Origin of the sequence: Bosea sp. BIWAKO-01, from assembly GCF_001748145.1 — a bacterium.
Taxonomy (GTDB): Bacteria; Pseudomonadota; Alphaproteobacteria; order Rhizobiales; family Beijerinckiaceae; genus Allobosea.
The window spans coordinates 1407179-1432286 of record NZ_BCQA01000001.1; the positions used below are offsets into that span (position 1 = coordinate 1407179).

General features: G+C 64.2%; 20 protein-coding genes. 14 read left to right on the forward strand and 6 right to left on the reverse strand.

What is annotated here, in order from left to right; all coding sequences use genetic code 11:
• Positions 1-210: 210 nt before the first annotated feature.
• The 4 genes from BIWAKO_RS06395 to BIWAKO_RS06410 are packed head-to-tail and all read left to right on the forward strand — an operon-like array spanning position 211 to position 4828.
• On the forward strand, positions 211-1731 hold the full coding sequence (locus BIWAKO_RS06395) for an ABC transporter substrate-binding protein (RefSeq protein WP_074471515.1): 1521 nt from the start codon (positions 211-213) through the stop codon (positions 1729-1731).
• Positions 1732-1762: 31 nt separating this feature from the next.
• The gene (locus tag BIWAKO_RS06400) at positions 1763-2704 is read left to right on the forward strand and encodes an ABC transporter permease (RefSeq protein WP_069877829.1); all 942 of its coding nucleotides are present in this window, start codon (positions 1763-1765) and stop codon (positions 2702-2704) included.
• Positions 2701-3567 (forward strand): ABC transporter permease, encoded by an 867-nt coding sequence (locus tag BIWAKO_RS06405; protein ID WP_069877830.1) that lies wholly within the window; start codon positions 2701-2703, stop codon positions 3565-3567. Before BIWAKO_RS06400 ends, BIWAKO_RS06405 begins: the two co-directional genes overlap by 4 nt.
• A 13-nt stretch (positions 3568-3580) precedes the next feature.
• A complete protein-coding gene (locus BIWAKO_RS06410; protein WP_069882222.1) occupies positions 3581-4828 on the forward strand; it encodes a Gfo/Idh/MocA family protein in 1248 nt (415 codons plus the stop codon).
• A gap of 58 nt (positions 4829-4886) precedes the next feature.
• On the opposite strand, the gene BIWAKO_RS06415 is transcribed toward BIWAKO_RS06410, so the two are convergent.
• Complete coding sequence (locus BIWAKO_RS06415) at positions 4887-6176, reverse strand: extracellular solute-binding protein (RefSeq protein WP_084651188.1); 1290 nt, start codon at positions 6174-6176, stop codon at positions 4887-4889.
• Positions 6177-6262: 86 nt separating this feature from the next.
• Between BIWAKO_RS06415 and BIWAKO_RS06420 the strand changes: the two genes are divergently transcribed.
• Positions 6263-7129 carry an MBL fold metallo-hydrolase gene (locus BIWAKO_RS06420; protein ID WP_176733277.1) on the forward strand — a complete coding sequence of 289 codons (867 nt, stop codon included), beginning with the start codon at positions 6263-6265 and terminating at the stop codon, positions 7127-7129.
• A 46-nt stretch (positions 7130-7175) separates the two neighbouring features.
• Here BIWAKO_RS06420 and BIWAKO_RS06425 read toward each other — a convergent pair whose 3' ends face one another.
• Positions 7176-8435, reverse strand: a complete 1260-nt coding sequence (locus BIWAKO_RS06425; protein ID WP_069877832.1) for an ROK family transcriptional regulator — start codon at positions 8433-8435, stop codon at positions 7176-7178.
• Between the two features lie 149 nt (positions 8436-8584).
• Here BIWAKO_RS06425 and BIWAKO_RS06430 point away from each other — a divergent pair, with 149 nt between their 5' ends.
• The 4 genes from BIWAKO_RS06430 to BIWAKO_RS06445 are packed head-to-tail and all read left to right on the forward strand — an operon-like array spanning position 8585 to position 12992.
• On the forward strand, positions 8585-9481 hold the full coding sequence (locus BIWAKO_RS06430) for a carbohydrate ABC transporter permease (protein ID WP_210185085.1): 897 nt from the start codon (positions 8585-8587) through the stop codon (positions 9479-9481).
• The gene (locus BIWAKO_RS06435; protein WP_069877833.1) at positions 9478-10344 is read left to right on the forward strand and encodes a carbohydrate ABC transporter permease; all 867 of its coding nucleotides are present in this window, start codon (positions 9478-9480) and stop codon (positions 10342-10344) included. The genes BIWAKO_RS06430 and BIWAKO_RS06435 overlap by 4 nt, the downstream gene beginning before the upstream one ends.
• 7 nt (positions 10345-10351) lie before the next feature.
• Entirely contained in the window at positions 10352-11881 is a 1530-nt protein-coding gene (gene argH, locus BIWAKO_RS06440) for an argininosuccinate lyase (RefSeq protein ID WP_069877834.1), read from the forward strand.
• 4 nt (positions 11882-11885) lie between these two features.
• On the forward strand, positions 11886-12992 hold the full coding sequence (locus tag BIWAKO_RS06445) for an ABC transporter ATP-binding protein (protein ID WP_069877835.1): 1107 nt from the start codon (positions 11886-11888) through the stop codon (positions 12990-12992).
• Positions 12993-13081: 89 nt separating this feature from the next.
• Here BIWAKO_RS06445 and BIWAKO_RS06450 read toward each other — a convergent pair whose 3' ends face one another.
• Positions 13082-13657, reverse strand: a complete 576-nt coding sequence (locus BIWAKO_RS06450) for a hypothetical protein (protein WP_069882225.1) — start codon at positions 13655-13657, stop codon at positions 13082-13084.
• Positions 13658-13699: 42 nt separating this feature from the next.
• Here BIWAKO_RS06450 and BIWAKO_RS06455 point away from each other — a divergent pair, with 42 nt between their 5' ends.
• Positions 13700-14185, forward strand: coding sequence for a hypothetical protein (locus BIWAKO_RS06455; protein ID WP_069877836.1), 486 nt, complete (start codon positions 13700-13702; stop codon positions 14183-14185).
• On the opposite strand, the gene BIWAKO_RS06460 is transcribed toward BIWAKO_RS06455, so the two are convergent.
• Positions 14170-14883, reverse strand: coding sequence for a transposase (locus tag BIWAKO_RS06460; protein ID WP_069877837.1), 714 nt, complete (start codon positions 14881-14883; stop codon positions 14170-14172). The two genes, BIWAKO_RS06455 and BIWAKO_RS06460, sit on opposite strands and share 16 nt — an antisense overlap.
• A 597-nt stretch (positions 14884-15480) precedes the next feature.
• On the opposite strand from BIWAKO_RS06460, the gene BIWAKO_RS06465 reads away from it, so the two are divergent.
• The 4 genes from BIWAKO_RS06465 to BIWAKO_RS06480 all read left to right on the forward strand — a co-directional run bounded on the left by BIWAKO_RS06465 (position 15481) and on the right by BIWAKO_RS06480 (position 21906).
• Positions 15481-16257, forward strand: a complete 777-nt coding sequence (locus BIWAKO_RS06465) for a hypothetical protein (RefSeq protein ID WP_069877838.1) — start codon at positions 15481-15483, stop codon at positions 16255-16257.
• Between the two features lie 150 nt (positions 16258-16407).
• Complete coding sequence (locus BIWAKO_RS06470; protein WP_069877839.1) at positions 16408-18396, forward strand: hypothetical protein; 1989 nt, start codon at positions 16408-16410, stop codon at positions 18394-18396.
• A 26-nt stretch (positions 18397-18422) separates the two neighbouring features.
• Positions 18423-20498, forward strand: coding sequence for a type I secretion system permease/ATPase (locus BIWAKO_RS06475; protein WP_084651190.1), 2076 nt, complete (start codon positions 18423-18425; stop codon positions 20496-20498).
• A 67-nt stretch (positions 20499-20565) separates the two neighbouring features.
• Positions 20566-21906: an HlyD family type I secretion periplasmic adaptor subunit gene (locus tag BIWAKO_RS06480; RefSeq protein ID WP_074471516.1), complete on the forward strand. Its 1341-nt coding sequence runs from the start codon at positions 20566-20568 to the stop codon at positions 21904-21906.
• A gap of 50 nt (positions 21907-21956) precedes the next feature.
• Here the strand turns inward: BIWAKO_RS06480 and cueR are convergent, their stop codons facing one another.
• Positions 21957-22403: a Cu(I)-responsive transcriptional regulator gene (gene cueR, locus BIWAKO_RS06485; RefSeq protein ID WP_069877841.1), complete on the reverse strand. Its 447-nt coding sequence runs from the start codon at positions 22401-22403 to the stop codon at positions 21957-21959.
• A gap of 22 nt (positions 22404-22425) precedes the next feature.
• Positions 22426-24951, reverse strand: a complete 2526-nt coding sequence (locus BIWAKO_RS06490; protein ID WP_141740335.1) for a heavy metal translocating P-type ATPase — start codon at positions 24949-24951, stop codon at positions 22426-22428.
• Positions 24952-25108: the final 157 nt, after the last annotated feature.

The following is a 25108-nucleotide window of genomic DNA, read 5'->3' on the forward strand; positions in this document are numbered from 1 at the left end:
TCGTCAACCATGCGAACTAATAACGGATCGTTCTTGCCAATTGTCAATCTCGCACATGCAAGATGCGACTAAATCCTCTCTCCGAGCGGCATTGTTCGTCAGGCGTCTTTACAAATTCGAGAGCACGTGCATGCATTCCCGTCAGCATCACGCTCAAGACGGCGCCGCCTCGGCGGCTGCCGGTGACGAGACGGCTCGGGAGGCTGGATCATGCGAAATTCTAGACCACTGGTTTTTGCCGCTGCGCTCGCAGCAAGCCTGGCAGGCGCTGCAGTCGCCGCCTCGGCCCAGGGGACCAATCTGCGGGTGGGCATCCAGGACGACCCCGATGCGCTCGATCCGGCGACGAGCGGGACCTATGCCGGCCGCTTCGTGTTCGCGGCCATGTGCGACAAGCTCGTCGATATTGCGCCTGACCTGACGATCGCACCGCAGCTCGCCCAAAGCTGGGAATGGGCGCCGGACCAGAAAGCGATCACCTTCAAGCTCCGCCCGGGCGTGAAGTTCCACGACGGCACCACCTTCGATGCGCAGGCTGTGAAGTTCAACATCGAGCGCATGCTGACGATGAAGGACTCACGCCGGAAGGCCGAGCTTTCAGCTGTGGCCAGCGTCGAGGTCGTAGCCCCCGATCAGGTGCGCCTGACGCTCAAGGAGCCTTTCGCCCCCCTGCTCTCCGTGCTGAGCGACCGCGCCGGCATGATGGTCTCGCCTGCGGCCGGTGCGAAGGACGACTTCGCCAACGCGCCTGTCTGTGCCGGCCCCTACAAGTTCGTGGAGCGCAAGGCCCGCGACCTGATCAAGCTGACGAAGTTCGCGGATTACTGGGACGCCGCCAATTACGGCTATGACAGCGTGGCCTATTATTACGTGCCGGATTCAACTGTTCGCCTGTCGCGCGTTCGCGCCGGCGATCTCGATCTTGTCGAGCGCGTCGCACCGACCGATCTCAAGACCGTGCGTGACGACAAGGGCCTCAAGCTGCACGGCGCGCCCGGTCTCGCCGTCTCGCATCTGATGGTCAATCTCGGCAATGGCGAGAAGGCCAACGGCCCCCTTGCGAAGGATGCCCGGCTGCGCAAGGCCTTCGAGCTCTCGCTCGATCGCGCCATCATCAACCGCGTTGCCTTCAACGGTGAATACACCGCCGACAACCAGATGATCCCGCCCTCGGACCCGTTCCATTCGAAGGCGCATCCGATTCCGGCCCGTGACGTCGCCGCGGCCAAGGCGCTGATGGCGCAGGCAGGCGTGACGAGCGTGCCGGTCGAGATCACCTTCGAGAACGCTCTCACGGATGCGCGCGTCGCACAGATCGTGCAATCCATGGCCAAGGAGGCGGGCTTCGACGTCAAGCTTCTGCCGCTCGAGACGGCGAGTGCGATCCAGCGCTATCTCGCAGGCAATTTCGAGGTCTATATCGGCAACTGGAGCGGGCGCGGCGATCCGGACCCGACCCTCTACGCCTTCTTCTCCTGCGCAGGCGGGCAGAATTTCAACAAGTACTGCAACCGCGATCTCGAAACCGTCCTGAATAATGCCCGAGCCGAGGGTGACGCCGGCAAGCGCAAGGCGCTCTATGAGAAGGCCACCGGCCTCTATCTCGCCGACCTGCCCAGCATCCCGCTCTATCACCCGAACTGGTTCTTCGCGGCGCGCGCCAATGTCGACGGCCTCAGCGTATATCCCGACGGATTGCTGCGGCTGAAGGGCGTCAAGCCAGCGCCGTGAGGCACTTGCCGGCGGCCGAGAGGGGCGCGGAATGATCAACTTCCTGGCGGGGCGTCTGGCCGTCGCGGTGCCGACGCTGCTGCTGGTCTCGATCCTGGTGTTCGGGCTGCAGAAGCTGTTGCCCGGCGACCCGGCGCTCGCACTCGCCGGCGAGGATCGCAGCCCCGAGATCATCGCGTATCTCCGCGCCAAGTACCAGTTCGACCAGCCGCTGCCGGTGCAATACTGGAGCTGGCTGAGCGCCTTCGTGCAGGGTGATTTCGGTCTCTCGATCCGAACCCGACTGCCGATCGGCACGATGATCGCCGAGAAACTGCCGGTCACGATCGAACTCGCGACGCTTTCGATGCTGATCGCGGTCGCGATCGGAATCCCGGCCGGCATCATCGCCGCCCTGTGGCGCGGCTCCGTACTCGACCACGCCGTCAGTCTGTTCGGCCTCGCCGGCCTCTCGATTCCGAGCTTCTGGCTCGGGATCATGCTGATCCTGCTGTTCTCGGTCTCGCTCGGCTGGCTGCCGTCAGGCGGCTACGTCCCCTTCTTCGAAAGTCCACTCGGCAACCTGAAGACCATGGCCATGCCGAGCCTCGTGCTCGGCGCCGCCTCCGGCGCCATCATCATGCGCCATACCCGCAGCTCGATGTTGACCGTGCTGAAACAGGATTTCGTCCGCACGGCGCGCGCCAAGGGCCTCAGCGAGCATGTCGTCGTGGTCCGCCATGCGCTGCGCAACGGGCTGATCCCGGTCGTAACCCTTGGCACGCTGCAATTCGGACAGCTCCTCTCCGGCGCCGTGCTGACGGAACAGGTCTTCGGCATTCCCGGCTTCGGCAAGATGATCGTCGACGGCGTCTTCAGCCGCGACTACGCCGTGGTCCAGGCCGTGGTGATGTGTGCCGCCGGCTTCTTTCTGCTGATGAGCCTTCTCGCCGACATCGCCTATGCGGCGCTCAATCCGAAGCTGCGCGGATGAGCCAGGTCGAGATCATTGCGCCGTCTGTCCCGGTGCGGACCCGTACGGGGTGGGAGCGCCTGCTGCGCGAACCTTCGGCGCTGATCGGCGGGGGCATCGTGCTCGTCTTCGCGCTGATGGCCGTCTTCGCCCCCTGGGTCGCCCCCTACGATCCCAATGCCTCGGACTGGTCGGCGATCCGGCTCGGCCCGACACTCGCCCACCCCTTCGGCACCGACGATCTGGGTCGGGACGTCCTGTCGCGCATCATCTTCGGCGCGAGGGCCTCGCTCGCGGCCGGCTTCCTCTCGGTGGCGATCGCACTCGTCTTCGGCGTGCCCTTTGGCCTGATCGCCGGATATTTCGGCGGTGTTGCCGACATCGTGATCTCGCGGCTGACCGACGCGCTGCTCGCCTGTCCGTTCCTGGTCCTGGCGATCGCGCTTGCCGCCTTCCTCGGCCCAAGCCTGCAGAACGCGATGATCGCCATCGGCATCTCGGCGATGCCGATCTTCGTGCGGCTCGCACGCGGGCAGACCCTGATCGTGCGGGAAGAAGACTATGTCAGCGCGGTGGTCTCGCTCGGCGCTTCGCATCGCAAGGTCATCATCTCGCATATCCTGCCCAACATCATGCCGCCGCTCGTCGTGCAGGCAACGCTGACCACGGCGATCGCTGTACTTGCGGAGGCGAGCCTCGCCTTTCTCGGCCTTGGCCAGGCCCCCCCCGATCCGTCCTGGGGCAGCATGCTCGACGCCGCGCGGCAGTTCCTGGTGGAGGCTCCCTGGATGGCGATCTGGCCTGGGCTTGCGATCGTCGTCGTCGTGATCGGCTTCAACCTGCTGGGCGATGCGCTCAATGACGTTCTCAACCCGCGCGACTGATCATGAGGTGGCCATGCCCGATCACTCCCTGCTTCCCACCCTGCGGATCGGCTTCGTCGGCTCCGGCTTCATCGCGCATTTCCATCTGACTGCGCTGATGGGAGTTCGCAATGTCGCGGTCACCGGCGTCTACTCGCCGCGCGCGGAACGCCGCGAGGCCCTCGCGGCCCGCGCGAACGAACTCGATCTCGGCCCGTGCAAGGCGTTCTCCAGCCTGGAGGCCATGCTGACCTCAGGCGAGATCGACGCGATCTGGTTGCTGAGCCCGAACCACACGCGCGTTGAGACGATGCGCGAGATCCATGCGGCGGTCACGTCCGGCCGCTCCCGCCTGCGCGCCATCGCCTGCGAGAAGCCTCTGGGCCGGACACTGCGCGAGGCGCGCGAGATGCTGAGGCTAGCCGAGGATGCCAGGCTGCTGCACGGCTATCTCGAGAACCAGCTGTTCTCGACGGCGGTGCAGCGCGGGCGCGAGATCATCTGGCGTCGCGCCGTGCCCGGCGCCGGTCGGCCCTATATCGCGCGCGCCGCCGAAGAACATAGCGGCCCGCACGAACCCTGGTTCTGGCAGGGCGAGAAGCAGGGCGGCGGCGTGCTCTCGGACATGATGTGCCACAGCGTCGAGGTCGCCCGCCATCTGCTGACCGCGCCGGGCGAGCCGCGCGATGCGCTGACCCTGGTCTCAGCCAATGCCACGGTCGCAACGCTGAAATGGAACCGGCCCGCCTATGTCAAGCAGCTCAAGGCCGGGATGGGGCCCGAGGTCGACTATGCCAAGCGGCCGTCGGAGGATTTTGCGCGCGGGCTGATCACGCTGCGGGACCCCGACGGCAACGAGCTGATGATCGAGGCGACGACCTCATGGGCTTATGTCGGCCCCGGCCTCAGAATCACGCTCGAACTGCTCGGGCCGGAATATGCGATGGAGTTCAGCTCTCTGAACACGGGACTGAAGGTCTTCATCTCGCGCGCGGTCAGCGGCGCAAGCGGCGAGGACCTGGTCGAGAAGCAGAATGCCGAGCACGGCCTGATGCCCGTGCTGGAGGACGAAGCCGGCGTCTATGGCTACACGCTGGAGAACCGGCATTTCGTCGAGGCGTTCCGGCGCGGCACCATGCCGGAGGAGACCTTTGCCGACGGCGTCGCCGTCGTGCACATGCTGATGGCGCTCTATCGCTCGGCGGAACTCGGCCGGACCGTGAACTTCGCCGATGAGGATCTGGACGAATACGTCCCCGTCGTCGCGCGGCCAGCGGCCTGAGATCAGTACTGCCGCCCGGGAGAACCGGGCGGCAGCGCCTTTGGTCGAAGGCCCTGGATCAGGCCTTGTAGTAGTCGTCGATCAGCTTCTGCTCGGCAGCGGCAGCCTCCTTCAGGGCCGCGAGCGGATCCTGGTTCTGCAGCAACACGCGGTCGAGCATGTCCTGGAAGATCTGGCCCTGAGCCTCTTCCGCCACGAAATCGGTGGCATGGGCGTATTTCAGGCCAGCCAGCATCGGGCCGGACAGCGGATCGGCCAGGTTCTTGGCGCTCAGCGCGACCTCGGGCTTGGCCGGCAGCTCGCCGGTCTTCTCGAACCAGAGCTGCATCGCGTCATTGGTGGTGATGAAGGCGAGGAACTTGAGCGCCGCATCGCGCTTGGCTCCGGTCGCGCTCGACGCCAGGCCATTGACCCAATAGGAGGCGTAGTTGCTGGCAATGCCGTTATGGGTCGGCATTTCCGCGACGCCCCAATCGAAGCCACGCGCGCTCTTGAAGGTGCCGAGGCGGAACGAACCGTCGACATGCTGCGCCGCCTTGCCGGCCTTGAAGGCCGCCTGGCTCTCGGAGAGGAAGCCCGCCGCGGCGACCTTATGCTTGCGTTGCAGATCGGTATACCAGCCGAACGAGGCGGCCCCCGCGTCGTTGGCATAGGTCACGGTGCGGCCATCGTCCGAGTAGGGCTTGCCGCCGAACTGACGCAGCAGGATCTCGCGCCACCAATGGTAGTCCTGCGACGGGATGCCGATCGTCGCGCCGGCCGTGGTGATGTTGCCGCGCGCGTCGCGCTCGGTGACGGCCAGCGCGTTCTTCAGCATGTCGTCAAGCGTCACCGGCGGCTTGCCTCCGGACGCGCCCGGCTTGCTCAGCAGGGTCTTGTTGTAGAACAGGCCGAGGCTGCGGACAGCGGTCGGAAGAGCCCAGTATCCCTCGTTCGTCCGCATCATCCGGACGAACTCGAAATAGTTCTTGTCGATATCGGCGACTTTGAAATGCTCGGCCGGCAGCGGCTGGATCAGCTTCGACTTGGCATATTCGCGCATCCAGCCGAAGAAGAGCTGCAGGACATCGGGGCCCTCGCCCGCCGGCACGGCAGCGGCCGTCTTGGTCCGGTACTGAGCGTAGGGGAAGTGCGTGTGCTTGACCTTGATGCCTGGATTGGCGGCCTCGAACTGCTGGATGAGCGCATCCATCGCCTCGACGCGTTCCTTGAAGAAGTACTGCCAGTACTCGATCTGCACCGTCTGGGCGCGCAGCACACTCGGCGCCGCCACGGTCAGGCCGGCGGCCGCGGCTCCGGTCGCAAAGCTGCGCCGGCTGAGGCGGAAGCCCTGGTTGTCTGTCGTCATGGTCTACTCTCCCTTGTTGTCCCTGGTGAAGGATGGCAGGCGTGGAACAGGCGGGCGCTGGCCCGCATCTGTGGCTGGAGACTGAAATGCGGCGACTGGACCTCGATGGCGCAACGCTGTTTGCGCTGACCGATGCCGCGCCAACGCCGGCTGCATCGAGCTATGCGTTTCCTGAAGCCGACTTCGCGGCGCATCCTGAATTGACGGCGCGCTGGTTCCCCGACGGGATGTTCCACACGCGCTTCGGCGTGTTCGCGCTGTGCTGCCACGATGGCCGCATCCTCATGGTCGATGCCGGCCTCGGCCCCGGCCCCAGCCCCTATTTCGATGGCCTCGGCGGCCGGCTGCCAGAGGAGTTCAAGGCCGCTGGGCTCAATCCGAACGCAGTCTCGCTCGTGATCTTCAGCCATTTCCATCTCGATCACGTCGGCTGGGCACTCGACGAGACGGGCGCTCCCCGCTTCCGCGAGGCGCGCTATCTCGCACCGGCGGCCGAGATTGCGCATTGGCAGGATCAGGGCGAGGAGGCGGCCCTGCCGCACCATGTCGCGGCCTTCCGGCGCAGCCTTGCGCCCATCGTCGAGAGCGGCCGGCTCGAGGCCGCGGAGGCCGGGCTGCCGATCTTCAGCAATGGCGAAATCACCGCCTCGCTCCTGCCGGCACCCGGACACACCGCCGGCCATCACGCAATCCTGATAGAAGGAGCGGGCCGCCCCATCCTGATCGCCGGAGACAGCTGGCACAACCCGGCCCAGATCGCGGTTCCCGAGTGGTGCCATCGTGCCGACCGCGACCAGGATCTGGCGCGGCAGAGCCGCCGCGCCGTGGCGGAGCATGCAGCCAGAACCGGGGCGGTCGTTGCCGCCGGACATTTCATCGAGTCCGAGGCCTTCGGCCAGATCGTACAGGACGCGGCGACGGGCGCCCTCGCCTACCAACCGCTTCACCAATAAGCTGGCCGATTCGATCTCGATTGCGGGACAAGTCGGCACCATGGCCTCAGCTCCCCGCCGCCAGATCCCGCCTGCCATTGGCCGGACGGGTTTTTCCTAGCTCCGATGCTCTCGCCGCGCGCGCCGGCTTCGGCAGCTTTGCTGCACGCGGATGCGGCGTCAGGCCACTGAACAAGGGCAAGGTTGCGCCGCCGAGCGCCGGCGAATTGCGGCCGGCGCGTCCGGTCAGCAAGCGCGGCTGCAGCCGGCCCTTGCGCTGGCTGACGGAGGCCGGCAACGGCGCGATGGCCTGCATCAGCGCAGCCAGGACCCGTTCCGGCACCTGCCCACCAATCACGATGGTCTCCGGATCGAGCAGGTTCTCGATGTTGGCGATGGCGATGCGCAAATGGCGCGCGGCCTCGGCGATCCAGCATGCGACGATCGCCTCGTGACCTTCGAAGAGACGCTCAACGGCACAGTTGTCCGCGTCCCCGACGCCGGCCTCACCCAGCATCCGACGCAACGCATGCAGCGAAGCCCTTGCCTCCAGCGTCACAAGCCCACCCCGATCAGGGTCGTGGCCGACGATCATGCGGCCAATCTCGCCGGCATTGCCGAAGGCGCCGGTCACCGGTTGTCCCTCGACGAAGAGGCCGCCACCGATGCCTTCGGCGAGATAGAGATAGACGAAGCTGCGCAAATCGCGCGCAACCCCATGCAGATGCTCGCCGATTGCCGCAGCCGTCGCGTCGTTGCCGACGATGACGGGCAGGTTCAGCCCCGCAGAGAAGGCTTCACGAAACGGAAGCCGTGACCAGGCCGCCATGGCCAGCGGATCCTGCTCGCTCTCCGCGACATCGCCGAACGGGCCCGGCAATGCGATGCCGACGCCCCAGAGCCGGGCCCGCGCAATGCGGCCTTGCTCGACCAATTCGGCGACCAGCGCAATCAGGCTCGGGAGGGCGAGATCAGGGCGCCCCGTATCGCAATCGATACTGCGCTCGGCCCGGACATGGGCGCCGAGATCGACGAGGATACCGGTCATGCGGCCAGGTTCGACCTGCGCACCGACGGCGAAGCCGCCATCGAGCGCCAGCGCGAGGTCGATCGGCGGCTGGCCGCGCGCCGAAGCGCGGCGGCCGACGATGCTCACCAGTCCTTCGCGGCACAGTTCGTCAGTCACGGTCGAGACGGTCTGGGCCGAAAGCCCGGTCGCTTCGGCGATCTCCGCTCGCGAGGCCGCACCGGAACGCCGCAACGCTTCGATCACCACGCGGCGATGATGGCCGCGGCGATCGAACGGGGCGAGACCGGATACGCTCATGAGCGGCGCGAACCTTCCGATGGAAATGCAGAGCCTGTGGGCCTGGCGCGAAGCAGGGCTTGCATCATGTCGCCGGCTTCGTATTAAATCAACGGACTTGATTTAATCGGACGACACAAAGCGGGGACGCCGGAACGGGGATGCGACGAATGCGAGGCTACGCGGGATTGACGATCGAGACGAAGCAGGCACTCACGGCCTGGGCGTTCCTTGCCGTGCCGATCGCATTCTTCGCGGTGATCCGGTTCTATCCGGCACTGGAATCGTTCGGCATCGCCTTCATGCAGTGGAATCTGCTCTCGAAACCGGTCTTCATCGGGCTCGACAATTTTCGGAAGATGATGGGCGATCCGGTGTTCTGGCTCGCCTTCAAGAACACGTTCATCTACCTCATGGTCGGTACGCCGCTCAGCCTGCTCCTGTCCTTCGTCATCGCCTATTATCTCGACCAGGTCCGCTTCGCGCATGGCCTGATCCGGGCCTGCTATTTCATCCCGCACCTGACGACGACGGTCGCGATGGCCTGGGTCTGGCGCTGGTTCTACCAGCCGCCACCGATCGGGCTGCTCAACAACATGCTGAATTCGGTGGGTCTCGATGCCCAGCCCTTCCTGCGCTCGACGACGCAGGCGCTCTATGCGGTGCTCACACCGGCAATCTGGGCCGGGCTCGGCTTCCAGATCGTGCTGTTCATGGCGGGCTTGCGTGCCATTCCGTCGAGCTATTACGAGGCGGCGCGGATCGACGGAGCGGGCAAATGGATGATCCTGCGCCAAATCACCCTGCCCCTGCTCAAGCCCACCATCGTCTTCCTGGTGGTGATCTCGTCGATCGGCTTCCTGCGCATCTTCGACACGGTCTACAACATGACCGACAACGGCGCCGGCGGACCTCTGAACAGCACCAAGCCTCTGGTGCTCTACATCTATGAGACCGCCTTCCGCTCCTATCAGATGGGCTATGCGGCAGCGCAGACATTAGTGCTGTTCGTGATCCTTCTGACGGTCAGCCTCCTCCAACTCTGGCTGATGCGGGAGAAATCATGAGCACGGCAACCTCCGCCGCATCCCCGATGCCGAACTGGCGGCTGCAGCTCGCCGCCCGTCCCGGCCAAGTGCTCGCCTGGACGCTCCTCGCCATGGGCGCCATCGCGATGATGATGCCGCTGGTCTACATGGTCGCAACCTCGCTGAAGCTCTCCAACGAGGTCTATGAACTCAACATCATCCCGCGCGAACCGACCTTCGAGAACTACATCTATATCTTCAAGAACACGCGCTTCGGCCTGTGGTTCGTCAACTCGCTGGTGACGAGCCTCCTGGTCACCCTGTCCGTGCTCTTCTTCGATTCGCTGATCGGCTACACACTCGCCAAGTTCAAGTTCCGCGGCCGAGAGGTGGTGTTCATCGCCATCCTGACGACGCTGATGATCCCGACCGAGATGCTGGTCGTGCCTTGGTATCTGATGGCCAAGAATTTCGGCTGGCTGAACAGCTATTGGGGCATCATGTTTCCCGGGCTGATGACCGGCTTCGGCGTCTTCCTGATGCGGCAGTTCTTCGCAGGCGTGCCCGACGACTACATCCACGCCGCGCGTATCGACGGGCTCGGCGAATTCGCGATCTGGTGGAAGGTGGCTTTGCCGCTGGTGACACCGGCGCTGTCGGCCCTGGCGATCTTCACCTTTCTCGGCAACTGGACCGCCTTCCTCTGGCCGCTGATCGCCACCAATGATCGTGCGCTCTACACGCTGCCGGTCGGCCTCGCCTCCTTCTCCGGCGAGTTCCTGACCGATTGGGAGCTGATCATGGCCGGCGCCACTATCGCGACGCTGCCGACGCTCGTCGTCTTCGTCATCTTCCAGCGCTACATCATCCGCGGCGTCGTGCTCGCGGGCCTGAAAGGCTGATTCTCGCATGAACGCGCTTACGCCCGACGCCCATTCCGGCAGCGACGACCGTTTTCCGGCGCCGGTCTATGCCCGCACCGTTCTGGCGCCGGGCTTTGCCCATAGCCAGATGCATCATCTCGCGCATCTCCTGCGCCTGCACCGCGCCCATGGCGTCATGCTGTCCGAGCAAAGCCTGCTGACCCGCCCCGAGGCGGCGGCGATCTTTGGCGCTCTCGACATCGTAGAGCGTGAACTCACCGGAGCCGAACCCGCCGCCTATACCGGCGAGCATGAGGACCTGTTCTTCTTCATCGAGACCAAGCTCGCGGCGCTGATCGGCAAGGACATCGCCGGGCGCCTGCATACCGGGCGCTCCCGCAACGATATCGACCACACCCTGTTCAAGCTCGCTCTGCGCGAGCGGCTCGATGCGCTCGGCCTGCAGCTGCTCGACCTGATCACAACGCTGATCCGGCGCTCGCGCGAGGAGGCCGGCACGCTGATCCTCGCCTATACGCACGGCCAGCCGGCCCAGCCTTCGACCTATGGCCACTATCTCGGCGCAGTGATCGAGGTGCTGCTGCGCGACGTGACCCGGCTGATGCAGGCGCGCGAGGTCGTCGACCTCAGCACGATGGGCGCGGCTGCCATCACCACGACAGGCTTCCCGCTCGACCGCGCCCGCGTCGCAGGCCTGCTCGGCTTCCCCGATTTCCTGCGCAACTCCTATGGCTGCATCGCCTCGAGCGACTATACCGCTGGCGTCTATTCGGCCCTGAGGGTGCTGGCGCTGAATCTCGGCCGTTTCGCGCAGGACCTCGCCTTCTGGACCTCGTTCGAGGTCGGGCAACTGCGCTTCTCCGACGGCTTCGTGCAGATCTCCTCGATCATGCCGCAGAAGCGCAATCCGGTTCCCGTCGAGCATCTGCGCCTGATGGCCTCGCTCACCGCGGGCAAATGCGACGCGGTGCTGCTCGCCCTGCACAATACGCCCTTCACCGACATGAACGACAACGAGCACGAGGTGCACGGTCAGGGCTACGAAGCCTTCGTCATGGCCGAACGCGCGCTCAGCCTTCTCGGCGGGGTCTTCGCATCCGCCAAGGTCGACGAGACGCGGGCGCGGGCGAATATCGAGGCGTCTTACGCCACGATCACCGAGCTCGCCGATACGCTGGTCCGCCGCGAGAAGCTGCCCTTCGCCATCACGCATCATGTCGCTGCCGCGATGGCAAAGCATCTGCAGGCGACCAGACAGACCCTCGGCACGGTGCCCTATGCTGAATTCGCCGCCTTGTTCCGTCAGGTCGTCGACCGCGACCCGGTGTTGACCGAGGCCGAATTCCGCGAGGCCGTGACGCCCGAATATTTCGTCTCGGTGCGGACCCTGCCAGGCGGACCGGCGCCTGCCGCGATCGCCGAGAGCCTCTCCCACTACGAGGCGGAGGCTGCAGAGGCACGCGAGCTGATCGCCCGCCACGCTGCACGCGACGCCGCAGCGGGCAGGATGCTGTCCGACGCCATCGCCTCATTCTCCGTGCCGAAGGGACTTTGAGCCGATGGCCAGCGTTTCGCTCAGCAAGGTCGTCAAGCGCTATGGCGATGTCGGCATTGTCCACGGCATCGACCTTCAGATCGCCGATGGCGAGTTCATCGTCGTGGTCGGCCCTTCGGGCTGCGGCAAGTCGACGACACTCAGGATGATCGCCGGGCTGGAGAGCCTCAGCGACGGCACGATCTCGATCGGCGGGCGCGTCGTGAACACATTGGAGCCCAAGGATCGGAACATCGCGATGGTGTTCCAGAACTATGCGCTGTACCCGCACATGACGGTGCACCGGAACATCGCCTTCGGCCTCTACGCCGCAAAACTGCCAAAGGCCGAAATCGACCGCAAGGTGCGCGAAGCGGCCGCGCTGCTCGGGCTGACCGACCTGCTCGAGCGCCGGCCGAATGCGCTCTCCGGCGGCCAACGCCAGCGCGTCGCCATGGGCCGCGCCATCGTGCGCGATCCCACCGTCTTCCTGTTCGACGAACCTCTCTCCAATCTCGACGCCCAGCTGCGCGGCCAGATGCGCACCGAGATCAAGCGGCTGCACCAGTCGATCGGCACCACGATCGTCTATGTGACGCATGACCAGATCGAGGCGATGACACTCGCTGACAGGATCGTGATCATGCGCGATGGACGGATCGAGCAGGTCGGCACGCCGCTCGACGTGTTTCACACTCCTGCGAGCGCCTTTGTTGCCGGCTTCATCGGCACGCCGACGATGAACCTGCTCGAGGTTTCGGTGGCCCAGCAGAACGGGGCTCCCGCACTGGTACTGGAGCCCGGCGGTGCGGCACTCACTCTCGCCCCTGACGCAGCCGCACGTCTCGGCGACCGCAGCAAGGTTCTGATGGGCCTGCGGCCCGACAATCTCACGGTCGAGCCGATCGATGCACCCGACGTCACCGTGGGGCGGCAGAAGCTCGATGCCACGGTGGTCGTAGCCGAACCCCTCGGCGTCACGACGCAGGTCATCGTCAAACTGGCAGGCCGCGAAGTGGTCGGCATGGCGGATGGCCGTTTCGTGCCCGCGGCTGGAGCCCCAGTGAAACTCGCATGCGATCTCGACCGGCTGCACCTGTTCGATGCGCAGACGCGGCTACGCCTTCCCTAGATCTCCGAACCGGTGATCTAACCTCCTGTGCTTGCATCGGCTTTCCCGAAAACCGCAATCCACTTTTCGGGCCGATGCCCCAAGCAAGGTCAGGACGTGGCCACGCCCCGTTCGAGTTGCGGGAGAAGATCCCAGATCCGGCGGTTCAGGGCATAGAGCTCCTGCGTCGCCGCCGCGATCTCGTCGAGCCGCGCCTGATCGACGGCGCGGCGGGTGCCGAAACGCAACCTGCCCCGGGCCTCCTCCAGCTTCATGCTCTGTGTGTGGGTGATCGCCCCGCTCGCGTCGACGACGAAGGTCGCGTGGTTGAGATCATTGCGCAGCCGCGTCGCCGCGGAGAAGGCCTCGACAACCGCGTCGAGCTCGACGCGCAGCGCCCTATCCGCGATCCGGATCTTGGCAAGGCGCTGCGCCAGGTCGAGGCGCGCCCGCGTCGTGTTGAGCGTGGAAAAGACGATCGCTGCGGCGGCCTCATCGGTGTCCAGCAGCAGCATCAGCACATAGATGAACATGCTCTCATTGTTGGACCAGGCGAAATTGAGATCGCCTATCAACGACAGGAAGGCTATCCTTTGCTCGCCCGAGCGTTGCGCAGCCTGTTCCAGCGCGGTGAAATCAGGGCGGGGCGGCAGCGTGGATGGCCCGTTCCGGTTGTGCCTAGGCATGTCGTCCACCGCTCCTGAGGGCTCCTATACGGCAGAGCCAGCATGTTCGATCTTCTGAGAGCCCGACCGGCACGCAAGGCCGCTTATTCAGTCCTCGAGCCGTTCGTTCTGAAGACTTCCGCGAATGGCGCCGGCCTGCAAGCAGGCGACTGGCTCCAGCCCCAGATTCTCGGCTTCCTGGCGACCGTGGTCACGCTGATCGTCGAGCGCAGATGCGGCGAGTTGCAAACGCACGCGCTTGCCTCGGTCCAGTCATCGGTGCTGAATGCGCTCACCGGGATCGGTCCGGAACTTGTCGGCGAGGAAATCTGCCTGCTGAGCAGCCGCCGGGACCCGGCCTTCACGGCTGGATCGACGGGAGCACTTGCCTTTCTGGAAGCATTGGACGCCGCCCGGCCAGCGGCAGGTGAACTGGTCGTAATGGAGCCGCTCGACGCAAATTCCAGCGTGTCCGGGCGCAGAACGCTGGATGAACTCTGGCACGACCATGTCGAGCGCCATATGCGCCAAGGTCAGTTCTTGACCTGAGATATCGGTATGCCGAAACCACCGAAGCCCGCAGTTCGGACTTTCGACGCAGGCGGCTCATCATCGAGCAGCCCGAGTTCGAGCTGAACTTCCGTCAGCGCCTCGCCCGCCTCTTCCAGCCGCTCCGGCCGGGTCGCGAGAAGCCGCCGCAGCGCCTGAATGAACAGGGTGTCCGTTTCCGCGGTCGCGATACCCTCCAGCGCCGCCATGAAGCGTTCGAAACGCGCGACGCAGCTCGCGCTGCCCGGACCCCCATCGACCTGACAATCCAGGAACTCGCAACGCACGACCGTTTCGCTATGCTGCCATGGGGCATAGCAGGCCACCTCGAGCGGAGAGACCGCGAGGCCGCCGACAATCTTCTGCTTCAGGTGCCATGCCGTTCTGACGGACACACCCAGGGTCTGCGCCAGCCTTTGCGACCCCATCTTTTGTCGGGTAGCCGTCAGGAGGTAGAGGGCCTGGAGCCAGACATGAAGCGGTACATGGCTATTGTGAAAGATCGTTCCGTTTCTGATCGTGAACGGCTTCCGGCAGGAATAGCATTTCCACGCGCCAATGGGGGTGCTCAGGCCGTTGAGCCGGCCGAGCCGGCCGGCCTCGCCGCAATGCGGGCAAACCGGCCCGGACGGCCAGACCATTCGTTCGAGCGACAAATGGACGACGCGCTCGTTCTGCAAGCGGATGGCGTTCGGCATGGCGCACCTCCAACCCCAAAAGCATGGTCCCAGATGGGTAAATGAAAGTCAATAAAGTCTGAAAATGGGTAATAATTCGATACATTGACGCCGCATGGGCATAGTTGGATGCTTGCCGCTCGGAAATAATGCACACAGCCACTCGGTTGTCACACTATTTCTGAGATACTCTGTTAATTTAGGTATCAGAAAGCAACTGATTACCGATTAAGATATTGTAAGTTGTTATAATAAATACCACGTATTTATATATATACATTAAAATATAAACTTTATATCGTTGTAGAATAATATCGTACTATTAGATATATTTCTATTTGGCGATTTATCTCGGTATATCGTGATATTTATTACCTACATTACAGAAATAAAATCAGGAGAAAGGCAGAATGACTTAGCTTTATTTGGAATTTCGGCTACCCTCAGCTCAAAATCACGATGAACGTCTTTCCGTAAGATGGCGGGACATTCAATCGATCTTAATTATCAATATTAGGCACTAATGGCATCCGACGCGAGTGGATCGACGCAGCGCAGAAGAGATGCGGCGATCAACAAGCTGAAGGGTGCCTTCTCCTTTTTTAACGGGGAAGTATCATGTCCAACAGCAACAATTATCACCCGCAGGATCCAAACCAGGATCAGGACCAGGCGCAGGCGCAGGCCGCGCTTCAGGCCCAGCTGCAGGGCCAGGGCCAGGGGCAAGGTCAGGGACAAGGGCAAGGGCAAGGGCAGGCGCAGTACTCTGCGCAGGCCGTTGACACCTCCGTCTGGAATGACAACGGCAATCTGAATCTCAACGGCAACGGCAATCTGAATGCCAATGGCAATCTCAACTATAACGAGAACATCAACCATGTTCAGACCGCGGTCGACACCACTGTCAATGTGAAGGTTGACCTCGACCTCAGTGGCGCTCTCGTGCCACCTGCCGATAACAGGGTCATGGATATCGACTCGATCCACGACATCCACGACTCGATCGTGATGCCTTCCGTCGTGACGCAGACGACCGATGACGGCAACAACTTCAATATCACGCAGGTCAACAACCTGGCCGACAATGATAGCCTGTCCAACCCATCGGTGAACTTCAACTCGGGTGGGCTCGAGCCATCCAGCTATCTTCCGGGCCATATGCCGGAAACAGCTGGCGATTTCTCGATGACCGCAACGGCCACCGGCGGCTCGGCATCGTCGAGCTTCGGCGATATCCATGGCGGAAGCGACGGCTACTCCGGCATCGGCGCCGCTGCTGCCAACGTCGCCCTGACCCAGGAAGCCTTCACCCAGCACATCGCCATGGGCGCGAATGTCCAGTTCAATTCCGTCGATCACCTGACCGTCGCCGGTCACGACATCGGCACGCTCTGAGCGTCCCAACGCTTAGAAGGCAAACCATGCTCGGACGCGCGGGGGTCGGCCCCGCGCGATCCCTGCCCGGGGTAAGTTGCCCCGCTGAGCCCACGCAATGCCTGGAGCCCTCCACGATCGGCCCTACCAGGCGACATTGCAGAGTGCGCCATGAATACCGGCGGGTTCACCGAGACCATATGGCATTTTGCCGGCTATCTCCGCGTCTTCGTTGACGAAGTCCGGGCGCGCGAGATTTATGACGGCGAGACATCCCGGGTCGGAGCAGACGAAGGCAACGATCGCTTCTACGATCGGACCCCGCCCGTCGCCGCCGATGAAACGATCTCGCAATCCGTGCTCTTTCAAGCGCGGAACGTCATCGAGGACAGTCCCGCCCTTCACAGCCCGGCGCCCACGCCCTTCACTCCACCGGCCAAAATTCTGCCATCGAGCCATCCGTTTCCGCATCGCCTCGATGCGCCTGACAGCGTCGATTACGACTACGGCTATGCCGTCACCAACCACAGGATCATCACCGTCGGGTATCAGGGCGGCGGCACGGAGACACTGCTCTCGATCCACCAGGTCAATCAGGCGGACGACCGGGACCTGCTGACGTCCGACGCCATCCACTATCCTGACGGTACTCTCGTCGTGCCCCCCGAGCTTCATCTCGACGGCGTGCTGGACAGCATGCTGCACCAGGCGGAGAACGCTGTTCCCAGGGAGGTTGCGGTCCTTCAAGGCGGCACGACACAGAGCGTGATCGAGGCCATCGAAAGCCGTGATAGCCGCTGGGCCGAGACGGGGAGCCCATATTCCGATGGCAGCCCTGTCTCACATGCCGTGGAAGGCCGAACCGTCGATGGCGCGCTCAACTCGGGTGATCCGTCAGTGCCGAGCATTGCCGAGGTTGCACCATGGCGCCTGGCCGAGGAGGCCCCGGCCGACAGCATCACCAAATCCATATCAGCGGCCGAGCCCACCGGTGGCGTTGCCGTCATCTCCGAAACCGGCATGAATACGTTGGCAAATGCTGCCGTGATTGTCGACGCCAACGAAGCCACCGGTTCCATGATCGTGGGCGGCAACTATTTCTTCAGCCGCGGCATCGCGCAGGTGAACGTCCTCGTGGACAACGATCATGTCGACGTCGCCGTCGATGGTGCCCTGACCCCATTGGTTCAGACCCATGGCAACGAAGTCCACAACATCGCGGAATTCGCGACGAACACAATGACGATTGCGCCAAACGGAGCCGCAGCGACCCCATTCTGGTCGGTCGATGTCATGCCGGGCAGCTTCTATGATGTGAAATCCGTCGTTCAGTTCAATGGCCTGAACGATAGCGACCGGATCGTTCAGGCGGAGAACGGAACCTATTTCGACGTGAAGAGCGGCGAGAACGCCCAGCTCAACCTCGCACTGCTCACCGGCCTCGACAGCTATGACATCATCATCATCGGCGGCGACTATCACCGCGCCGACTGGATCTATCAGTACAACATCGTGCTGGACCCAGACAGCGCCAAGCTATTTGCAACCGGCCACAGCAGCGATAGCACCGTTGTGACCACCGGCTTCAACAACCTCACCAATCTCGCAAGCATCACGACCTATGACAGCGCCGCATTCAAGCCGATGCTGCAGGCCCATTACGACCTTATAGACGCGCTCGATCGGCACTACACGATCCTGACCCCGAATACCGACTGGGAGCTCAACGGCAACAGGTCGGGGACGCTGCACGTCCTCTACGTGCCCGGCGACTATTACGATGTGAACGTCATCACCCAGATCAATGTGCTGAACGACGCTGACCAGGTCATCCAGGCCAATGCTCAGCCCGGTACGACACAAGGCGTCGCCGCCGGCGCAAACACGGTGCTGAACGAAGCGCATATCATCGACCCCGGCACGCTGTCTGCGTCGAAATACCTGGGTGGGCAGGCCTATGAGGAGAGCGTGCTGATCCAGACCAACATGATCACCGACACTGACAAGGTCACCATTCACGACACCCAGACATTGGTGCCCGAGCTCGTCGCCTTCGCTCACGACGTGGATTCGCACTCCGGATCGGACTCCTCCGGTTCGCGACCGGTGATACCCGATCCGTCCCAGCACGATCACCTCACATCGAACATCATGACTTGAGGCCAGCACGCATCCGAGGGCACTTCATGACCGACGAAGCCGTTCCAGCCACGCCATTGAACCGCCCAGATGACGTCAGGGTGCCCGGGGCCACGGCACTGGGGACCACCATTGGGAGGCCCCCGCCTCCCCTCACCCTGGTCGTCAACACTAACGACCGCCTGGCCGGCGGAGTTAGCCAGGCCCCGCCAGTACAAGCCCCGCTGCGGGCTGAGGCGAAGCATGGCGCTCCTCCCGCCGGCGGCGTCACCAATCTGCACCCGGTTGGAGGCGCCGGCAGCCCGCAAGGCACAACGACATCGAACGGTCCTGGAGGCGGCAAGGGCGGAACCGGTGGCGGCGGAGGTGGCGGTGGCGGTGGCGGTGGCGGTAGATCGCCGCTCGAGCAACGTCTCGGCGACCGCGATTTCCAGCAGGTCCTCGGCAAGGGGCTCGCGGAGGCGCGGCACAACCTCGTGATCGTCGGGATCTTCTCGATCGTCGTGAACACGCTGGTGCTGGCTGTGCCGATCTATCTGTTCCAGATGTCGGACAGGGTGCTGACCAGCCGCAGCCTCGATACGCTGGCGATGCTCTCGGTCATCGTGATGGTCGCGATCCTCGCCCATGTCCTGCTCGACATGATGCGCCGCTTCATCCTGATGCGGGTTGCCGTGGATGTCGAGAGCCGGCTCGGTGGTCCCGTTCTCAGCGCCGCGGCCAAGGCGGCCCAGAGCGGCTCGAACCGGGAATTCCAGATCCTCGCCGATCTTCAGCAGATCAGGAGCTTCCTGACCGGGCCAGTCATCCTGACGATGCTCGATGCGCCGACCGCGCCGATCTACCTGCTGGCGGTCTATCTGATCCACCCGCATCTGGGCTACATCGTCACGGTCGCCGCCATCGTCCTGTTCGTGGTCGCCTATTTCAACCAGAAGCTGACCGCCGTCCCCTTCGCAAGGTCAAGCGCCTTCGCGACGCGCGCCAATCTGCAGTCGGAAGCGATGTCGCGGAACTCCCAGGTGATCAACGCGATGGGCATGATCCCGGAGGGCGTGCTGATCTGGGGCCGCGAGACCGCGGAATCCCTGAAGGCGCAGGTCAGCGCCCAAGATCGCAACATCATGATGACCGGGCTGTCGAAATTCTTCCGGCTCGGTACGCAGATCGCCATGCTCGGCTGGGGCGCCTGGCTATCCCTGGAAGGATCCCTCACCGGCGGCATGGTCATCGCGTCATCAGTGGTCGCTGGCCGCGCGCTGGCACCGCTTGAAGGCACGATCGAGGGCTGGCGCAGCTTCATCCACGCGCGCGCCGCCTATTCCCGCGTTCAGGCCCTGTTGCAGGCCTCGCCGCTCAATCTCGATCGGCTGCGGTTGCCGAACCCCAAGGGCCGCCTTGATGTCGAGCGCATCCTCTATGTGCCGCCACCGAACAAGAAGGTCATCCTGAACGGCATCAGCTTCAGCCTCGAACCCGGCGACTCGCTTGCCATCGTCGGCGCCTCGGGCAGCGGCAAGTCGACGCTCGCGCGCATGCTGGTCGGCTCGATCACGCCCACGGCTGGCACGGTGCGGCTCGACCGGATGGAGCAGCGCAACTGGGACCCACGGCAGTTCGGCGAGAATGTCGGCTATCTCCCGCAGGACACCCAGCTCTTCCCGGCATCGATCAAGGCCAATATCGCCCGGATGCGCGACGATGCGCGCGACGAAGACGTGTACGAGGCCGCCGAGATCGCCGATATCCACGAAATGGTCGCCCAGTTCGTCCATGGCTACGAGACGCAGATCGGCATCGATGGCAGCCCGCTCTCCGGTGGGCAGAAGCAGCGGCTCGGGCTCGCCCGCGCCTTCTTCGGAAATCCGAGACTGGTCGTTCTCGACGAGCCCAACTCCAATCTCGATACGATCGGCGAGGCCGCGCTGGCACGAGCCTTCGAGCGCGCCAAGGCGCGAGGCATGACAGTCGTGGCGGTAACGCAGCGGCCAGCCCTGCTGCGCAGCGTCGACAAGATCATGATGATCAAGGACGGCGCGGTCCAGGCGATCGGCGCACGCGACGACATCCTGCCGCTGATCGTCGGGCAGCGGAGCATCGACAGCACGCCAAGGCCGAACTGAGGTTCTGTGCCGCCACGCTCCTGCCCAGCGGGCAGTCAGGCGTTTTGCAAGGGTGGAGAGACGCACGATGACCGCAATGATCGCAGCTCAACCCTGGTATGGCGACGTCCCGCGCAACACCCGCTGGGCGAAACTCAGCGGCATCGCCATCATGCTGATGACGATCATGGGTTTCGGCGTCTGGGGCAATACCGCACCGATCTCAGGCGCAGTGATCGCGCCGGGGGTCTTCGTGACCACGGGACAGAACAAGACGATCCAGCATCTTGAAGGCGGCGTGATCCGCGAGATCATGGTGCGAGAGGGCGACGTCGTCCTGCCCGGCCAGTTGCTCGTGCAGCTCGACGACACCTCTTCCCGGGCGGAACTCCGCCGGCACCTGCTCAAGCAGATGCGGCTGGAAGCGGTCGAGGCGCGGCTGAACACCGAGGCGGCCGGTCGGTCTCAACTGATATTCCCCGCCCACCTGATTGCGAGCAGCACCGACCCCGATGTCGCCGCGATGCTCCAGGCGCAGACGGCGACTTTCATTGCCCGCCAGAACAACATCGCCAATGACATTTCGGCTCAGCAAAAGGGCATCGACGGGCTGGAGGAAAGAATCGCAGGCAGCAAGGCCCAGCTTGCCGCCGTCGCCCAGCAGAGCGAACTCCTCAAGGAAGAGCTCGCTGGCAAACAGGCCCTGCTGGACCGTGGCTATATCCGCAAGCCCGACGTCCTCGCGCTTCAGCGCAACGCGGCCAATCTCCGCGGCGAGGCCGGCCGGATCACCGGGGATATCGGCGACGCGCGGGAGCGCATCGCTCGCGCAGTCGAGCAGATCGATGGTGTCAGAAAGAACGCGATCAAGGCCGCATCGGAGCAGTTGCAGGACGTCAGCGCCGATCTGAACGATGTCCGCGAACGCATCCACACGGTGAAGGGAGTTCTCGACCGCGCCAGGATCGTCACTCCGGTCAAGGGAACCGTGGTCAAGCTGCGCTACCACACTGCCGGCGGCGTCATCGAGGCAGGCAAGAGCATCATGGAAATCGTCTCGCTGCAGGAAGAGCTCGTCATCGAGACGCATGTCCGTCCGCAGGATATCGACAAGATCAAGCACAGTCAGATCGCGACCGTCCGCCTGAGCGCTCTCAACCAGCGCACGACGCCGATGATCAAGGGCAAGGTGATCTATATTTCGGCAGATGCCCTGCCGGATGAAAGGCAGCGCGGATACCCGAATACGTCCGATCTCTATGTCGTACGGGTCCGCCTCGAGAACAGCAGCGTCGCCGCGATCCGCGATTTCCAGCCGACGGCCGGCATGCCGGCAGAGGTCTACATCCAGACGAAGGAACGTACGTTCTTCGAATATCTGATGCAGCCGCTGAAGGACAGCATGGCGCGCGCTTTCCGGGAAACCTGAGCCGCCGATGTGAGGCGGGCGCCTTTTCGGGGCGCCCGCCATGTCCGGCTTCAGGCGTGATGCCGTACCCTGCCGCGAGAGCCTGCCGGAACCGCCGCTTGCCGGACGGGAGCATCGGCGAGGTCCTCGAGAATCGGGCAATCGGGGCGGCCATCACCGTGGCAATGATGCGCCAAATGGCCGAGCGTCTTCACCATTGCCTGAAGCTCGCCGATCCGCGCCTCGAGCTCGCCGATGTGGCGCAGGGCAAACGCCTTCACATCGGCACTCGCCCGACTCTTGTCGCGCCAGAGCGCCAGGAGTTCACGCGTTTCCTCAATCGAGAACCCGAGATTCCGGGCGCGCTTAACGAAGCGCAACGTGTGGACGTCGTCACCGGCATAGACCCGATAACCCGCCTCGGTGCGCACCGGAGCCTCGATCAGCCCGATGCTCTCGTAGTAGCGGATCATCTTTGCGCTGACGCCCGAGGCGGTGGCCGCTTGTCCGATGTTCATCTCTCATGCTCCTCCTACAGTCTCACCCCGCCAGCGCGAGCCTGGCGGCGCGCTGGTCCTGCACCGGGGCCGGCGTGCGAGCGCGGAAGCGCTTCAGGCGTAGCGCATTGGTCAGGACGCTGACGCTCGACAGCGCCATGGCCAGTCCGGCGAACATCGGCGACATCAGGATGCCGAAGCTCGGATAGAGCGCGCCGGCAGCCACCGGGATCAGCAGGGCGTTGTAACCGAAGGCCCAGATCAGGTTCTGGCGGATATTGGCGATCGTCGCCTGTGACAGCGCGATGGCATTGGCGACACCATTCAGATCGCCCGACATCAGCACGACATCGGCACTCTCGATGGCGATGTCCGTGCCGGTGCCGATGGCAATGCCGACATCGGCCTTGGCCAGGGCGGGCGCGTCGTTGATGCCATCCCCGACGAAGGCGACCTTGGCGCCACCGGCCTGGAGCCCGGCCACCACCTCGGCCTTGCCGGTCGGCAGAACCTCGGCCACGACCTCGTCAATGCCAAGCCTCGCGGCAATCGCCTCCGCCGTACGCCGGTTGTCGCCGGTAATCATCACGACGCGCAGGCCGAGCCGATGCAGCGATGCGATAGCCTCGGGGGTCGTGGCCTTGACCGGATCGGCAACCGCGATGATGGCAGCGAGCCTGCCGTCGATCGCCGCATAGAGCGGTGTCTTGCCGGCATCGCCCAGGCGGCCTGCCGCCTCCGCGAAGGGCGACAGGTCGAGCCCGAGACGCCGCATCAGCCGGTCGGCACCGATCTCGATCGTCCGGCCTTCGACGACAGCCTTGACGCCGAAGCCCGCTTCACCCGCGAACTCCGACACCTCTGCGAGGGCGAGGCCGCGCTGGCGGGCAGCGCCAACGATCGCTTCCGCAATCGGATGCTCCGAGCGAGCCTCGACCGAGGCGACCAGCCGCAGCACCTGGGCCTCCTCGAAGCCCTCGGCGGTGACGAGATCGGTCAGCTCCGGCTTGCCCTTGGTCAGGGTTCCGGTCTTGTCGAGCGCCACGATCTTCGCATCCTTCAGACCCTGGAGCGCATCGCCCTGGCGGAACAGGATGCCAAGCTCGGCGCCCTTGCCGGTGCCGACCATGATCGAGGTCGGAGTCGCCAATCCCATCGCGCAGGGGCAGGCGATGATCAGCACGGCGACCGCGTTGACGAGAGCATAGGAGAAGGCGGGGCTGGGGCCGAAGGCGAACCAGGCCGCGAACGTCACAAGCGCGAGCGCCATCACGGCCGGAACGAACCACATCGTCACCTTGTCGACCATGGCCTGGATCGGCAACTTCGAGCCCTGCGCCGCCTCGACGGTGCGGACGATCTGCGAGAGCAGCGTATCGGCGCCGACTTTGGTGGCGGTGAAACGGAAGGCGCCCGTGCCGTTGATCGTGCCTCCGGTCACAGCCGCTCCCGCTTCCTTGCGTGCGGGCACCGGCTCACCGGTGATCATCGCCTCGTCGACATAGGACACGCCGTCGAGAACCTCACCATCGACCGGGATGCGCTCACCCGGACGCACGATGACGACATCGCCCGGAACAACGCTCTCGATCCCGACATCGGCCTCGATGCCGTCGCGCAGGACACGCGCCGACTTCGCCTGCAGCGACATCAGTCGCCGGATCGCTTCGCTGGTCCGGCCCTTGGCTCTGGCCTCGAACCAACGCCCGGTCAGGACGAGCGTGACGATGACCGCGCCGGCCTCGAAATAGGTGTAGTCCGTACCGTCAGGCAGGAACTCCGGCGCGAAGGTCGCCACCGTCGAGTACAGATAGGCCGCGCTGGTACCGAGCATGACCAGCGAGTTCATGTCCGGCGCGCCACGCAGCAAGGCCGGCCAGCCCTTCTTCAGGAAGCGCAGACCCGGCCCGAACTGGACGAATGTTGCGAGCAGGAAGGACAGGAGCTTGATGTTGAACTCGCCGACACGCCCTGCGAGAAAATGGTGCAGCGGCTCGTACATATGCGAGCCCATCTCGAAGACGAGCAGCGGGATTGTCGCGACTGCGGCGATGAGGACCGCGCGCTTCAAACCCGCCTGCTCCGCCTCGCGGGCCAGTTGCTCGCGATCCGAGGCTCCGGCATCAATGCTCGCCGCTTCGGCGGAATAGCCAGCCCCTGCGACGGCCGCAACGAGTTGCTGCATCTGGTCCGCACCGCCGAGAGCCCGCACGGTGGCACGCTCGGTCGTGAGATTCACGGTCGCGTCGAGCACGCCCGGCACCGCCTTGAGCGCCCGCTCGACCCGGCCGACGCAGGACGCGCAGGTCATCCCGGAGATCTTCAACTCGACGACGCGCTCCGCGGGTTCGTAGCCGGCGCCGCGGATCGCAGCCGCGATCGCGCCAGCATCGCTACCGCCGGAAGACAGGGTAACGCGGGCTCGTTCGGTCGCGAGGTTGACTGCGACTGAGCTGACGCCGTCGACGGCCTTCACGGCGCGTTCGACGCGCCCGACACAGGAGGCGCAGGTCATCCCGCCGATCTCGATCTCAAATTCTCTAACGGGGCTTCCCGCTGTCCGTGCCATCGCCATGGCTTGATCTCCGCATGTTGATGGCGAGGGTTATGATCCTTCCCATGATGGGAAGGTCAAGGCCAATTTTCAACACTCCGCGAGATGGCCAGGAGACGCCATTGGACGTACGTCGGCAGCCCGCAAAAGACGCTTGACCTTCCCACCATTG